Genomic DNA, 13,418 nt, shown 5'->3' on the forward strand with positions numbered 1-13,418 from the left:
GGCATGAGCCTCACCCAGTCCCCCGGACCGCTCTCGGGCTCCCCCGGCCCGGGCAACTACGCCATCGACGGCCCCCGGCACCGCCTCATGCTGACGCCCCTGCCGCGCCGCGTGCGCGGCGACCTCGGCGGCCGGACCGTCATCGACACCGACCGCGCGGCGCTCGTGCACGAGACCGGCCTGCGCCCGCAGCTCTACGTCCCGCTGGACGCGATCGACCCGGCGCTGCTGCAGCGCACGGAGCACACGACCCACTGCCCGTTCAAGGGCGACGCCAGCTACCGCTCGATCCGCGCCGGCGAGCGTGTCGCCGAGAACGCGCTCTGGGTCTACGACGACCCGCTGCCGGCCGCCTCCTGGCTGCACGGCCTGGCCGGCGTCTACCTCGAGCGCCTGGACCGCTGGCGCGACGAGGAGGAGGACGTCCTGGGCTTCCCCGACCCCTACCACCGCGTCGACGTGCGCCGCACCGCCCGCCACGTCCAGGTCCGCGCCCGCGGCGAGGTCGTCGCGGACTCCCGCGCGGCGCTCCTGCTCTCCGAGACGGCGCTGCCCAACCGCTACTACCTGCCCCGCGCCGACGTCACCGCGACCCTGCAGGGCCCGACGGGCCGCACGACGTTCTGCCCCTACAAGGGCGAGGCGTCCTACGCCACGCTCGTGCTGGGCGACGGCTCCGAGCTGGCCGACGCCGCCTGGTGCTACGAGGCGCCCTACCCCGAGTCGGCCGCCGTCGCGGGCCACGTGTCGTTCTGGGGCGACGATGTCGAGGTCATCGTCGACGGCGCGGCCGTCGCCTCCTGACGGTCTCTCGCACGCCGCTCCCGTGCTGTTGAGGACCCCTTCAGGCTCGCCTGGGACCCTTGGGGCGATGGGGGACCGCCGGCGCAGATGGGGCAGCACGAGGGAGACCGTCCGCGCGGACCGCTGGTTCGCGCTGCTGACGATGACCCGCGTGCTCGGCACGGCCGTTGCCGTCCTGCTGCTCGTCAGCCACCGCGTCACCCGCCACGACGTGCCGCTGGCCGCCCTCACGCTGGTCTGGTCGGGGGTCACGCTGGTGGCCTTCGGGCGCAGTGAGCGCCTGCGCGCGGCCCCGGCGGCCTGGGCGGTCGACCTGCTCGCCGCGCTCGCGCTCGTGCTGGCCTCGGGCGACTGGCGCAGCCCGTTCTACATCTACGCCCTCACGACGCTCGTGCTCCCCGCCACGGCGCTCGGCGCGCGGGCGGCCATGGCCTGGGGCACCGCGTTCTCGGTGCTCTACGCCGTGGTGGCCATGCTCACCCGCCAGGTGCCCTCCGACACGCTGGCCAACACGATCCGCCTGGAGACGCTGGCCACCCACCTCTTCGTCCCGCTGCTCGTCACGCTCGCGCTGGCCTACTCCAGCGGCCTGCTGGCCCGGCTGCGCACCGCGCGCGCCGAATCCGAGCGCCTGGCCCTGGAGGCCGAGCGCCGGCGCATCGCGTGGGAGCTGCACGACTCGGCCAAGCAGCGCGTCCACGCCGCCCACCTCATGCTCAGCGCCCTGGAACACCGCGTCGGCGACCCCGAGCGCGAGCTCGTCGACGGCGCACTCGCCGAGCTGCGCGGCGCGACCGCCGACATGGAGACCAGCGTGGCCGAGCTGCGCATCCCGCTCGACGGGCGCCCGGTGGACGAGCTGCTGCGCCGCCGTGCGGCCGAGCTCGAGCTGGCCGGCGACGCCCGCATCGAGGTGCACGGCACGCTGCCACCGCTGCCGCCGCTCGTCGCGGCCCACACCTACCGCATCGCCGCCGAGGCCCTGACCAACGCCGTGCGCCACGCCTCCTGCGGGACGATCCACGTGGAGCTGTCGACCGCGCCCGGCGGCGGCGGCGCGGTCGTCGTCGCCGACGACGGCGTCGGCATCCCCGATCCGCCGCCCGCCGGCGGCCACGGCCTGCGCTCGATGCGCGGGCGCGCCGAGACGATCGGCGCCCGGTTGCACATCGGCCCCGCCCCCGGCGGGCACGGCACCCGTGTCGCGCTCGCCCTTCCGACCCCTGGAGGCTCCCCATGATCCGCGTGCTCATCGTCGACGACCACCCCGCGATGCGGGCCGGCCTGACCGCCGTGCTGCGCGCCGAGCCCGGCATCGTCCCGCTCGCCGCGGCCTCGGCCTCCGCGCCCGAGGACCTCGACCAGGTCGTGGCCCGCCACCGGCCCGACGTCGTCGTCCTGGACTACCACCTGCCCGGCACCGACGGGCTGCGGGTCTGCCGGCGCCTGAAGGCCATGGACCGCGCCCCCGCGGTGCTGCTCTACTCGGCCTACGCGGATGCCTCGCTGGTCATCCCCGCCGTGCTCGCCGGGGCCGACGGGCTGCTGAACAAGAGCGCCCCGGCGCCCGAGCTGTTCGACGCGCTGCGCTCGCTGGCGCGCGGCGACCGTGTGCTGCCGCCCATCCCCCGCGAGCTCATGACCTCGGCCTCAGCGGTGCTGGGCACCGACCAGCTCCCCGTGCTGGCGATGGTGCTCGACGGCACCAGGACCGACGAGGTCGCCGACACGCTGCGCACGACGACCGAGGACATCACGCGGCGCCTGGACGACATGATCGACCGCCTGCGGGTCGAGCTGCCCGCGCCCGCGTAGCCGGCTCGGCGCCGCCTCGGATACCGTCCCACCGGTGCGCACCGTCATCGACTTCTACCGCGCCCGCCCCGTCGTCGGCGTGATCGTCTTCGTCGTCGGGCTCGCAGTCGCGATCGCCACCGAGACGCTGCAGAGCGGCGACGGGATCGTCCTGCCCATCGCGTTCGTCGCCCTGGCCGGCATCCTCGTCGGCGGCCTGCTGTCGCTGGGCCAGCGCCGCCGTAGCCGCGACGACGGCTAGCGCCGGGCGCGCAGCGCGGCGGCCCGCCGGGCGGCGGGGCGCAGCGCGGGCAGCGCGACGCGCATCGGCCCCCGGCCGCCGGCCCGCGCCGTCGTGCCGGGGTCGGTCGACGGGTCATAGCGGACCGCCCGGCCGCCCAGCGTGCCGGTCACCACGCCGCGGCTGCCGATCCGCAGCAGCCCGTCGGCGCCCGTGCCCGCGGCGTCGACGCGCAGCACGCCCTGCGTTCGGTCGCCCGCCGCGCTGACCGTCCCGCTCACCCGCACGCCGGGGACGAGCTGGTCGGCGTGCAGCGTCAGGCGCACCGCGCTGGACGACGCGGCGTACCAGCCCCCGCGCAGGCCGCCGCCCTCCAGGCGCCGGTAGCCGGCGTAGAGCGCCTGCAGCGCGCCGACCTGGCCGTCGGTGACCGTGTCCAGCGCGGCGAACAGGACGCGGCCGCGCCGGCCGCCCACCCCGGGCGCCGAGCGGTACTCGCCCAGCGCGCGGGCCGGGCGAGGGAGGACGGCGACCGCGTTGGACAGCCCCGCGCAGGGCGTGCCGATCGACGCTCCGTCGGCGAAGCGCCGCAGCGCGCGCGCCGCGCAGCCGGTCACGTCGCTGTCGAGCACGTCATGGCCCGTGCCGGCCACGGTCAGCAGCTGGGCGCGCGGCAGCAGCGCGCGCAGCTCGCGCGCGTTCTCCAGCGGCGTGCGCGTGTCGAGCCGGCCGCTGAGCAGCAGGGCCGGAACGTCGGGCAGCGGGTCGGCCGAGGGCGCCGCGGGCGTGTCGCCCTGCGGCCAGCGCAGGCAGTCGTGCGCGAGCGAGGTGTCGATGACGCCGGCTCGGCTGAACGGCGCGAAGGCGACGTCCGGGACGCCGGCGGTGCCCTGGCGCCACGCCGTCCAGCGGTCGGGGTAGGGCGTCAGGAAGGTGTAGGGCAGCCGCGCGTCGGCGCACGTCGTGGCGACGTTGAGCATCGCGCTGAACTGCGAGGCCGGCGACGGCGGCCCCTCCGCGATCCGGCGCAGCCGCAGCAGCGGCGCGGCGTCGCCCCGGGCGGCGGCGCCGATCGCGCCCGGCAGCGCCGCCTGCAGGAACGGGTTCAGGTCGCCCGACATGATCATGAGCAGCAGCTCGGACTCGCTGTGGACGGCGGTCGCCCGGGGCACGCCGCGCAGCCCGGGGATCGTGCCGCGCAGCGGCGCACGCGCCACGCGGGCCGCCACCCGCGCCAGGTCGGCGAGCGGGTCGCGGGTCGCCGACCGGCACCGCGACCGCGCGCACTGCTCGGCCAGCACCCGCGGCAGGCGCTCGAAGGTGTCCAGGAAGTAGGTGTCGATCCCGTCGGGCCCGACGACGGAGTCGAGGATGAGCCCGTCGGTGCGGGCGGGGAAGCGCCGGGCGTACTGCGCGGCGACGTAGGTGCCGTAGCTGACGCCCATGAGCTCGACGGTCGGCGCGCCCAGCGCCGCCCGCACCGCCTCGAGGTCGAGCACGGAGTCCGTCGTGGAGTAGAACTGGCGCGACGGGCCCAGGGCCCGGGCGCAGCGCTCGACGGTGCGGGTGTTGACGACGTCGAGCGTGCCCAGAGCCTGCAGCGGGCGGCAGACCAGCAGGCCCGAGCCGCCCGTGCCGCGCTGGTCGACGAGCACGAGCCGGCGCCGGCCCAGCGCCGGGGCCAGCGACGAGCGGAACGAGTCGGCGAAGGGCACCGCCGGCTGGCCCGGGCCGCCCGACAGCGCCAGCAGGAACCCGTCGGCGCCGTCGCGCGGGCGCTCGACCGCCACCCGCAGCCCGATCGTGCCCGGCACGGTCCCCGAGCGGTCCAGCGGCACGGTGACCGTCGCGCAGCGGAAGGCCGTGGTGCCGGGGCACGGGCCCGTGTCGAGGGCCGCCGCCGAGGGGACGCCGACCGCCAGCACGGCGGCCAGGACGATCGACGCGTGCAGCAGCCGGTACGACATGGGGCGCGCAACCGTACCCGAGCCGGCGCCGTGATCGGCACGCCGGCGAGGTTCTTGAGGTCGGAGCCGCACATCGGACGGATGTCGTGCTCAAGTTCCGAAGTGCGGACGCCGATGCTGCTCCTGATGAGCGACGACTACGCGGTGCGCTGCAAGGGCTGCGGGTTCCGGTGGAACACCCCCGCGATGGCCGAGGGCCTGCGCATCCTCGGCTCCTGCCCCAAGTGCAAGGGCGAGCTCGAGTACGGCACGCGCGGCGGTGAGGCGGGCGGTGCCGCCGTCGGCGGGGACCCGGCCGCCGCGCCGCACATGGTGCTCGGCATCCCGCGTCTCTGAGCCGGCCGGCCGGCCGGCGGCGGCCGGATAAAGGTTCCTAAAGGCCTGGGGCCCGGGACCGCCGGTCGTCTGGACTTCACCGTCCGTGGCATTACCCTTGCCGGTCATGGAGCCTGAGGGGAGCACGCGTACGGCCGTGGTCGGTGCGCACGCGGGCACGCGCGATGCCCTGGCCGGCGAGTGGCGGCGGCTCTCGCGCGCGGCGACGTTCGTCGCGGTGATGACCAGCCCGGCCCTGATGGCGGTGCTCATCGGCGTCGACGACTGGCCCTGGGGCTGGGCGCTGCTGGTCACGATCGTGGCCGTCGCGGCCTTCCGCGGGCTCATCGACATCCTCGTGCACCGGTTCATCCCGCGGCCGAGCCTGTACGGCGCCGACCGCGAGGCCCTGCTCGACGACGCCACCGCCCGGCGGCGCCTGTGGTTCTGGCGCGGCAAGTTCCGCCTGGTGCTCTGGGTCGCCGGGATCATCTTCGGCGTCCTGGGGACCATCGCCACGATCGCCGGCGAGTCGATCCCCCACCTGCTGACCAACATCGGCAACGCGCTGACCGACCCGCAGATGCTGGTCACGCTGATCACGCTCGGGATCCAGCTGCCGCTGCTGTTCTTCATCAACTTCGCGATCATCTTCGGGCCGCTGCTGTACTTCGGCCTCAAGCAGATGAAGGGCTACGAGCCCGGGGACGCCGACTGGGGGGTGCGCCTGGAGGACGTCCGCGGCCAGGCCGAGCCCAAGGAGGACGTCACCCGCGTCATCGAGCTGTGGCAGTCGGGCGAGGAGTTCCGCAAGGCGGGCGGCAAGCCCGAGCGCGGCCTGCTCTTCATCGGCCAGCCCGGCACGGGCAAGACGATGCTCTCCAAGGCCATCGCGACGTCGTTCAACTCGCCGATCGTGACGATGCCGGGCTCGGGCTTCCAGCAGGCCTTCATGGGGCTGGACTCCGTCGTGGTCATGTTCATGATCCGCAAGGCGCGCAAGCTCGCCCGCAAGTGGGGCGGCCAGTGCATCATCTTCATCGACGAGATCGACGCCGTCGGCCTGCGCCGCCAGGCGCTGGGCACCGGGACGATGACCGGCATGGGCCCGGGCTCCTTCGAGGACCACGCGTTCTTCGGGCCCTGGGGCGCGCAGTCGGCGTCGGGCGACCTCGTGCTGGAGACGCGCGCCTGGCGCGAGCGGCTGTTCGCCAGCCGGGCGGAGACCCACGGCCCGTTCCTGCCGCCCGGCCTCGAGCGCTTCTACGGCCGCATCAACGACTTCATCTTCCCGGGCGGCGGCATGGGCGGCATGGGCGGCGGCATGGCGCTCAACCAGCTGCTGGTGCAGATGGACGGCGTGGACGAGCCGCCGTTCTGGCGCAAGTTCTGGACCAACCGCATCAACACGCTGCTCGACGCGAGCTACCTCGTGCCGCGACGGCTGTTCGGCCGCTCGCTGCGCATCCGCCCGCCCAAGCCGCGGCCGGAGCAGGTGTACTTCATCGGCGCCACCAACGTGCCCATCGACCGCCTGGACCCGGCGCTGATCCGCCCAGGCCGGATGGGCCGCCACGTCTGGTTCCGCACGCCGACCAAGGACGACCGGGCCGACATCTTCGACCTGTACCTCACGCGCGTCGACCACGACCCGGACCTCGACACGCCCAAGCGCCGCGACGAGCTCGCGCGCATCACCAACGGCTACTCGCCGGCCATGATCGAGCAGGTCTGCTCCATGGCCCTGACCTACGCCCACAGCGAGGGCCGCGTCGACTTCGGCTGGGACGACATCGTCGAGGCCATGACCACGATCGAGTCGGGCACGGCGCAGGGCGTCGACTACGTCGCCGAGGAGAGCCGCGCGGTCGCCATCCACGAGGCCGGCCACGCGGTGGCCTCCCACGTGTACATGCACGACGTCCTGTCCACGCGCCTCTCGATCCGCAAGCGCGGCGGCTCCCTCGGCCACCACCAGGCCATCGAGAAGGAGGAGCGCTTCTCGAGCTGGCGCCACGAGGAGGTCGGCAAGCTCGTGTGGACGCTCGGGGCCATGGCCGCCGAGCACGTCTTCTACGGGGAGAACTCCACCGGGGTCGGCGGCGACGTGCAGAGCGCCACCAGCCGCGCGGCGTGGATGGTCGGCATGTGCGGCATGGGCCCGATGCCCGTCGACCTCAGCCACGTCGAGTTCCCTGACGACGCGGCGCGCGAGGAGGCCGAGCGCGAGTACATGGAGCGCTTCGAGCGCATCGGCGAACAGATCCTCAACCGTGCCCGCGGCCAGCGCGAGAGCGGCGACTCCATCGCCTCGATCCTCATGGACGGCCACAAGCGCCGCGCCGCCTCCCGGATCCTCGGGCAGTCCTACATCACGGCGGTCTGCCTCGTGCGACACAACCGCGACCAGGTCGCCCACATCGCCGACATGCTCGTGGAGCGCAAGGAGCTGCACGGCGACGAGGTCGTCGAGCTGCTCGACGCCGCCCGCCTCGAGGCACCGGCGATCGACATCACCGACGAGACGATCTGGCCCAAGCTGTGAGCGACGAGCACGACACGACCGCCGGCGACCGGGCGGCGGCCCGCGAGCCCGACGTCCGCGCCGATCCGCGCACGCGGCCGCCCGACCCGGCGGGCACGCGGCCGATGCACGATCCGGACTCGCTCCTGCCGCCCGCCCGCGCGCCCCGGCCCGCGCCCGGCGCCCCGCTCTGGGACCCCTCGGCGGTCGCGCCCCACGACCCGGACGCCGACGCGGCCGCCGACGTCGCCGACGAGGACGAGGCGCCCGAGCGCGACGACGCCCGGGTCGCCGCGGCGCCGTCGCTGTCCGAGCCTGCCGTCTCGCGCTACTCCCCCCGCTTCCAGTTCGCGCTCGGCGCCCTGCTGGCCATCGGCGCGGCGGCCATCGTGCTGCTCGTCGCGGTCATCGTGGGCGGCGGCCGCACGTCGGGCTCCAGCCGCCTGGCCACCGGCCCGGCCTGGTCGGCCTGGCACCCGACCGCCAGCGGCGGGGACGGCCCCACCCAGATCGCCGACCACGTCGGCCGCGAGTACCGGCTGCCCGACGGCAGGCAGCTCGTGGCGGTCACCGGCGGCCCGCTGGAGATCGCCGGGCTGCCCGTGACGATCGCCCTGCGCGAGACGCCGGCCCAGGGCGGCGACATCAAGCTGATCGACGGCAACGGCGTCCTGTTCCGCATGTGCGGCCTGGGCGACAAGTGCGCGATCTCCTCCGGCAGGGCCTCGACCCAGCGCCACCTGCTGCTGCGCCGCGAGGCGCTCGAGCTCGCGCTGTACTCGTTCCGCTACCTGGCCGTCGACGAGGCCGTCGTGTTCCTGCCGCCCAAGAAGGGCGAGGACCCGACGCAGGCCGTCTTCTTCCGGCGCGCCGACACCGACCTGCGCAACGCGGTCGCCAAGCCGCTGGACGCCACGCTCGTCGGCCGGACGCCGTCGGTGTCCAGCGTCACGCGGTCGCCCGACGCCCAGCTCGTGCAGACCATCACCACGTCCAAGCTGTTCAGCTTCAGCTTCACGCAGGCCAACCAGGACGCCCGCGCGTTCCTGGTGCTCGACCCCCTGCCGGGCAACTGAGCATCCTGCGGGCATCCGGGGAGGAGCGCGCCGCGCTGCGGCGGGCCAAGGAGCGCCTGGACCGCCTCGACTACTACCCGCACCCCGTGCGCCTGCGGCGCACGGTGCGCATCCTCACCGTCCCGTGGCTGTTCCGGCTGCCGTGGTTCTCGCGCTTCGACGGCTACACGATGTGGGACCTCGTGCTGCTGCGCGAGCCGCCGGGCGCTGCCGGCGACGACCTGATCTGCCACGAGCTCTGCCACGTCTGGCAGATGCAGCACCGGCCGCTGGCCATGCCGCTGAGCTACCTCTACCGCGGCTACGCCTCCAACCCCTATGAGGTGGAGGCGCGGGCCGCGGCGGAGGCGACGCGCTAGTCCGGCTCCTGCCGCGGCGCGAAGCGCGGGCAGCGGAGCACGGGCATCGGCGGGTACTTCGGCCAGTCGGGATCCTGCAGGCCCCGCTCGCACATGGAGAACGTCGAGCCGCGGCCGCTGGTCACGAGGCGCTGGTGGCGGCAGCGGTCGCAGAGTCCGAAGGGGGTCACGGCGGCCATCGTCCACAAGGGTGGCACGCCCGTACCCTCGGAGACGTCGCGCCCTGAGTCGTTTCCCGTGCAACTACACTGAGCCCTTCGTGCCCACCTTCCGGCGACTCCTCGGCTTCCTGAGGCCACACCGCCCCGCGGTCATCCTGTCCGCGGCGCTGGCGGCCGTCGCGATGGGCATGACCGTGCTCATCCCGTGGCTCACAGGCCGGGCGATCGACCAGATCCGCAGCGGCCACGGTGCCGACCTGGATCGCCTCGGGATCGCGATCGGCATCGCCGGCGTGCTGCGCTTCGCCCTGACGGTCGCCCGCCGGCTCGTCGCCGGGCGCGTCTCGCTCGGCGTCGAGCAGGACCTGCGCCAGCGCGTCTACGACCACCTGCTCTCGCTGGAGCTGGGCTTCTTCGACCGCCAGCAGACCGGGCAGCTCATGTCGCGCGCGACGGTCGACCTGCAGGCCGTGCGGTTCTTCCTGGGCTACGGCCTGGTGTTCATCCTGCAGTCCGGGCTGACGATCGTGCTCGCCGCCGTCGCCATGCTGGTCGTCGATCCGCTCATGGCTGTCATCTCGCTCGTCCCGGTCCCGTTCGTCGTGCTCATCGCCGCCCGCTACGGACGCCGCGCGCGCCCCGCCCAGCAGGCGGTGCAGCAGCGCATCGCCGAGCTGACCGCGGCGGCCGAGGAGTCCATCGGCGGCGTGCGCGTCGTCAAGGCGTTCGCGCGCGAGGACCGCCAGCTCGAGCGCTTCGCCACCACGACCGGGCGCGTCTTCGAGCAGGAGATGATCGCCACGCGGCTGAGCGCCTTCTACCAGCCGCTCATCGGGTTCCTGCCACAGGTCGGCCTCGGCGTCGTGCTGCTCATCGGCGGCCGCCGCGTGGTCGACGGCAACATGACGCTCGGCGACTTCGCCGCGTTCTACACCTACCTGCTCATGCTGCTGGTGCCGATGCGCCAGCTGGGCATGTCGCTCGGGCTGGCCCAGAGGGCGACGGCCTCCGGCGCGCGGCTGTTCCAGGTCCTGGACCGCGAGCCGCGCATCACCGCCGCCCCCGGCGCCGGTGCGCTGCCCGAGGGCAACGGCCACGTCGAGCTGCAGGACGTGACGTTCACCTACGAGGGCGCCCCGGGCCCGGCACTGCACGACGTCACGCTCGACGTCGCCGGCGGCACGACCGTGGCGCTCGTCGGCGCCACCGGCTCGGGCAAGACGACGCTCGTCGCGCTGCTGGCGCGCCTGTACGACGTGCAGGAGGGCAGCGTGCGCATCGACGGCGCCGACGTGCGCGACGTGGACCCCGTCGCGCTGCGCCGCGCCATCGCCGTCGTCGACGACTCGCCGTTCCTGTTCAGCGCGACGGTCGCCGAGAACATCGCCTACGCCCGGCCGGACGCCAGCCGCGAGGACGTCGAGCTCGCCGCGCGCCGGGCGCAGGCCCACGACTTCATCGCCCGGCTGCCCGAGGGCTACGACACGCGCGTCGGCGAGCGCGGCCTGACGCTCAGCGGCGGCCAGCGCCAGCGCGTCGCGATCGCGCGCGCGCTGCTGGCCGACCCGCGCGTGCTCGTCCTCGACGACGCGACCTCGGCTGTCGACGCCTCCACCGAGCAGCAGATCAAGGAGGCGCTCGGCGAGGTCATGGCCGGGCGGACGACGTTCATCATCGCCCACCGCCTGAGCACGATCGCGCTGGCCGACGAGATCATCGTCATCGAGGACGGCACCGTCCTGGCCCACGGCACCCACGAGGAGCTGCTCGAAGCCTCCGAGCTGTACCGCGAGATCGTCGAGAAGGGCCTGCCCGACCAGGTCTTCCTGACGCGCAAGCCCAGCGAGCGCGAGGTGGCGGGGCTCTGACCGCGCACCTCAAGCCCGAGCAGGCCCAGGCGCTCAGCCGGCGCGACGACCTGCGCCGGCGCCTGCGCGAGACCGGGGGCCGCGGCCGCAAGCTGCGCGGCCTGGTCGAGCTGCTGCGCCCCTACCGCGGGCGCACGGCGCTCATGTTCCTGGCGCTGGTCGTGGGGACCGCCGCCTCGCTGGCGCCCGCCCCGCTGGCCAAGAACGCGATCGACCGCGGCATCGTCAAGGGCGACCTCGGAGCCCTGGACGTCATCGTGGTGCTCTTCGTCCTCAGCGCGCTGGTCGTCTGGGGCACGTCCTACGCGCAGACCTACCTGACCAACTGGGTCGGCCAGCGCGCGCTGCAGGACCTGCGCCTGGACATCTTCCGCCACCTGCAGGAGATGCCCGTGGGGTTCTACGAGCGCCGGCCGGCGGGCGTGCTGATCTCGCGGATGACCAACGACGTCGAGGCCCTGGAGGCGATGGTCACCGACTCGGTCACCACGCTGTTCCAGGCGATCCTGACCCTGCTGGGCTCCATCGTGATCCTGCTGGTCTTCGACGTGCAGCTCGCGCTGCTGACGTTCGTCATCTTCCCGGTCATGGCCGTCGGCTCGTTCGCGTTCCGCCTGGCCTCCGCCGACGCGTTCCGCCGCACGCGCGAGACCATCGGCGCGATCACCGCCTACCTGCAGGAGACGCTCTCGGGCGTGCGGGTCCTGCGGTCCTTCGCCCAGGAGCCGCGCCACGAGGCGCGCTTCGCCGAGCTCAACGCCGACAACCGCGCGGCGAACATGAAGACCGTCAACCTCAACGCCGCGTACTTCCCGGCGGTCGAGTTCGTCTCGGCGGTGGCGACCGTCGGCATCCTGCTCTACGGCGGCCATCAGGTCCTGCAGGGCGACGTCACGGTCGGCGTGCTCGTCGGCTTCATCGCCGCGCTCAACGGGTTCTTCGACCCCATCTCCCAGCTCTCGCAGGTCTACACGACCTACCAGTCCGGCATGGCGGCACTGGACAAGATCTTCGCCCTGCTCGACGAGCAGCCCGACCTCGTCGACGCGCCCGGCGCGCACGAGCTCCCTCGCCCCCTGCGCGGCGAGATCGAGTTCGACGCCGTGACGTTCGCCTACGACACCGCCGACGGCGAGAAGATCGCGCTGCACGACGTGACGCTGCACGTGCCGCCGGGCCAGACCGTCGCGCTCGTCGGCGCCACCGGCGCCGGGAAGTCGACGCTGGCCAAGCTCGCCGCGCGCTTCTACGACCCGACCTCCGGCCGCGTCCTCGTCGACGGTCACGACCTGCGCGACGTGACGATGCGCTCGCTGCGCTCGCAGATGGGCATCGTGCCGCAGGAGGGCTTCCTGTTCAGCGGCACGCTGCGCGACAACATCGCCTTCGGGGTCGCCGACGGCGATCCGGTCGACGATGCGCTGCTCGAGCGGGCCTGCCGTGCCGTGGGGGCGTGGGAGTTCGTCGGGCGCCTGGAGCACGGCCTGGACACCGAGATCGGCGAGCGCGGCGTGCAGCTCAGCGCCGGCCAGCGCCAGCTCGTGGCCTTCGCCCGGGCGCTCGTGGCCGACCCGCGGATCCTCGTGCTCGACGAGGCGACCTCCAACGTCGACCTGCACACGGAGACGATCATCGAGCATGGGCTGCGCCGCCTGCTGGCCGGCCGCACGGCGATCGTGATCGCCCATCGCCTGTCGACGATCCGCCAGGCCGGGCGCATCGTCGTGCTCGAGGGCGGCCGGGTCGTCGAGTCCGGCACCCATGACGAGCTGCTCGGCGCGCAGGGCGCCTACTGGGCGCTGTACCGGGACTGGGCCGAGCAGGCGGCGGCGTAGCCGCCGCGTCGTCGGTGGTGTCGCTGCCGACTCCTTCCCCTACGTGACGATGATCTTGCCCCTCATGCCGGCGGCCTTGTGCGCCGGGACCGGGCAGAAGAACTCGTACGTGCCCTTCCTGAGCGTCACCGTGACGCGGGAGGTCCTGCCCGTGGCGACCACCTTGCCGTCCTTGTCGATGCCATGGCCCTCGACGGCGATCCCGTGCGGGAGGCTGCTCGGGTTGGCCATGATGAACGTGATCTTGCCGTGGCGGACGGTCAGCGTCTTCTTGTTGAAGGCCAGCTTGGCCGGGGAGGCCGACAGGTGGACGGCGCGCGCCGTCCCCGCGGCATCGGCGTGCGGCCCGCGCGCGAGGACGAAGACCGCGGCGGCGGCCAGGAGCAGGCCGACCCCGAGCAGCACGACGGGACGGACGGTGAGGATGCGGGGCATGCGGGTGCTCCCTTCGAGCGGGTGGACGAGTTCCACCCG

At 73.9% G+C, this 13,418-nt stretch carries 13 protein-coding genes; 10 read left to right on the top strand and 3 right to left on the bottom strand.

Annotated elements, in window-relative coordinates; genetic code table 11:
* The first annotated feature begins 3 nt into the window (after window positions 1-3).
* The 4 genes from FSW04_RS19115 (at window position 4) to FSW04_RS19130 (ending at window position 2,860) form a co-directional block, all read left to right on the top strand.
* Window positions 4-804, top strand: coding sequence for a DUF427 domain-containing protein (locus tag FSW04_RS19115; RefSeq protein ID WP_146921829.1), 801 nt, complete (start codon window positions 4-6; stop codon window positions 802-804).
* A gap of 67 nt (window positions 805-871) precedes the next feature.
* A complete protein-coding gene (locus FSW04_RS19120) occupies window positions 872-2,044 on the top strand; it encodes a sensor histidine kinase (RefSeq protein ID WP_187368919.1) in 1,173 nt (390 codons plus the stop codon).
* Window positions 2,041-2,619 (top strand): response regulator, encoded by a 579-nt coding sequence (locus tag FSW04_RS19125; protein WP_146921831.1) that lies wholly within the window; start codon window positions 2,041-2,043, stop codon window positions 2,617-2,619. Before FSW04_RS19120 ends, FSW04_RS19125 begins: the two co-directional genes overlap by 4 nt.
* A gap of 34 nt (window positions 2,620-2,653) precedes the next feature.
* Window positions 2,654-2,860 (top strand): hypothetical protein, encoded by a 207-nt coding sequence (locus FSW04_RS19130; protein ID WP_146921832.1) that lies wholly within the window; start codon window positions 2,654-2,656, stop codon window positions 2,858-2,860.
* Here FSW04_RS19130 and FSW04_RS19135 read toward each other — a convergent pair.
* Window positions 2,857-4,806 carry an alpha/beta hydrolase gene (locus tag FSW04_RS19135; RefSeq protein WP_146921833.1) on the bottom strand — a complete coding sequence of 650 codons (1,950 nt, stop codon included), beginning with the start codon at window positions 4,804-4,806 and terminating at the stop codon, window positions 2,857-2,859. The two genes, FSW04_RS19130 and FSW04_RS19135, sit on opposite strands and share 4 nt — an antisense overlap.
* 126 nt (window positions 4,807-4,932) lie before the next feature.
* On the opposite strand from FSW04_RS19135, the gene FSW04_RS19140 reads away from it, so the two are divergent.
* From FSW04_RS19140 to FSW04_RS19155, 4 genes are all read left to right on the top strand, one after another.
* Window positions 4,933-5,142, top strand: a complete 210-nt coding sequence (locus FSW04_RS19140; RefSeq protein WP_146921834.1) for a hypothetical protein — start codon at window positions 4,933-4,935, stop codon at window positions 5,140-5,142.
* Window positions 5,143-5,248: 106 nt separating this feature from the next.
* A complete protein-coding gene (locus FSW04_RS19145; RefSeq protein WP_146921835.1) occupies window positions 5,249-7,666 on the top strand; it encodes an AAA family ATPase in 2,418 nt (805 codons plus the stop codon).
* Entirely contained in the window at window positions 7,663-8,721 is a 1,059-nt protein-coding gene (locus FSW04_RS26330) for a hypothetical protein (RefSeq protein WP_187368920.1), read from the top strand. Before FSW04_RS19145 ends, FSW04_RS26330 begins: the two co-directional genes overlap by 4 nt.
* Window positions 8,722-8,807: 86 nt before the next feature.
* Complete coding sequence (locus tag FSW04_RS19155) at window positions 8,808-9,080, top strand: hypothetical protein (RefSeq protein ID WP_146921836.1); 273 nt, start codon at window positions 8,808-8,810, stop codon at window positions 9,078-9,080.
* On the opposite strand, the gene FSW04_RS26335 is transcribed toward FSW04_RS19155, so the two are convergent.
* Window positions 9,077-9,250: a hypothetical protein gene (locus FSW04_RS26335; protein WP_187368921.1), complete on the bottom strand. Its 174-nt coding sequence runs from the start codon at window positions 9,248-9,250 to the stop codon at window positions 9,077-9,079. The two genes, FSW04_RS19155 and FSW04_RS26335, sit on opposite strands and share 4 nt — an antisense overlap.
* A gap of 89 nt (window positions 9,251-9,339) precedes the next feature.
* Here FSW04_RS26335 and FSW04_RS19160 point away from each other — a divergent pair, with 89 nt between their 5' ends.
* Together FSW04_RS19160 and FSW04_RS19165 are read left to right on the top strand one after the other, a co-directional pair.
* Window positions 9,340-11,109, top strand: coding sequence for an ABC transporter ATP-binding protein (locus tag FSW04_RS19160; RefSeq protein ID WP_146921837.1), 1,770 nt, complete (start codon window positions 9,340-9,342; stop codon window positions 11,107-11,109).
* Window positions 11,110-11,252: 143 nt separating this feature from the next.
* Complete coding sequence (locus tag FSW04_RS19165) at window positions 11,253-12,944, top strand: ABC transporter ATP-binding protein (protein ID WP_228430584.1); 1,692 nt, start codon at window positions 11,253-11,255, stop codon at window positions 12,942-12,944.
* A gap of 39 nt (window positions 12,945-12,983) precedes the next feature.
* Here the strand turns inward: FSW04_RS19165 and FSW04_RS19170 are convergent, their stop codons facing one another.
* Window positions 12,984-13,379 (bottom strand): plastocyanin/azurin family copper-binding protein, encoded by a 396-nt coding sequence (locus FSW04_RS19170; RefSeq protein WP_146921838.1) that lies wholly within the window; start codon window positions 13,377-13,379, stop codon window positions 12,984-12,986.
* Window positions 13,380-13,418: the final 39 nt, after the last annotated feature.

Source organism: Baekduia soli (assembly GCF_007970665.1).
In the GTDB taxonomy this organism is placed as follows: domain Bacteria; phylum Actinomycetota; class Thermoleophilia; order Solirubrobacterales; family Solirubrobacteraceae; genus Baekduia; species Baekduia soli.

What these genes read in the sequence shown, in the direction of transcription:
- FSW04_RS19145 (WP_146921835.1), top strand. Translation starts at nt 5,249, where the DNA reads ATGGAGCCTGAGGGGAGCACGCGTACGGCCGTGGTCGGTGCGCACGCG.
- FSW04_RS19125 (WP_146921831.1), top strand. Translation starts at nt 2,041, where the DNA reads ATGATCCGCGTGCTCATCGTCGACGACCACCCCGCGATGCGGGCCGGC.
- FSW04_RS19115 (WP_146921829.1), top strand. Translation starts at nt 4, where the DNA reads ATGAGCCTCACCCAGTCCCCCGGACCGCTCTCGGGCTCCCCCGGCCCG.
- FSW04_RS19135 (WP_146921833.1), bottom strand. Translation starts at nt 4,806, where the DNA reads ATGTCGTACCGGCTGCTGCACGCGTCGATCGTCCTGGCCGCCGTGCTG.
- FSW04_RS19120 (WP_187368919.1), top strand. Translation starts at nt 872, where the DNA reads ATGGGGGACCGCCGGCGCAGATGGGGCAGCACGAGGGAGACCGTCCGC.
- FSW04_RS19170 (WP_146921838.1), bottom strand. Translation starts at nt 13,379, where the DNA reads ATGCCCCGCATCCTCACCGTCCGTCCCGTCGTGCTGCTCGGGGTCGGC.
- FSW04_RS19140 (WP_146921834.1), top strand. Translation starts at nt 4,933, where the DNA reads ATGAGCGACGACTACGCGGTGCGCTGCAAGGGCTGCGGGTTCCGGTGG.
- FSW04_RS19165 (WP_228430584.1), top strand. Translation starts at nt 11,253, where the DNA reads ATGTTCCTGGCGCTGGTCGTGGGGACCGCCGCCTCGCTGGCGCCCGCC.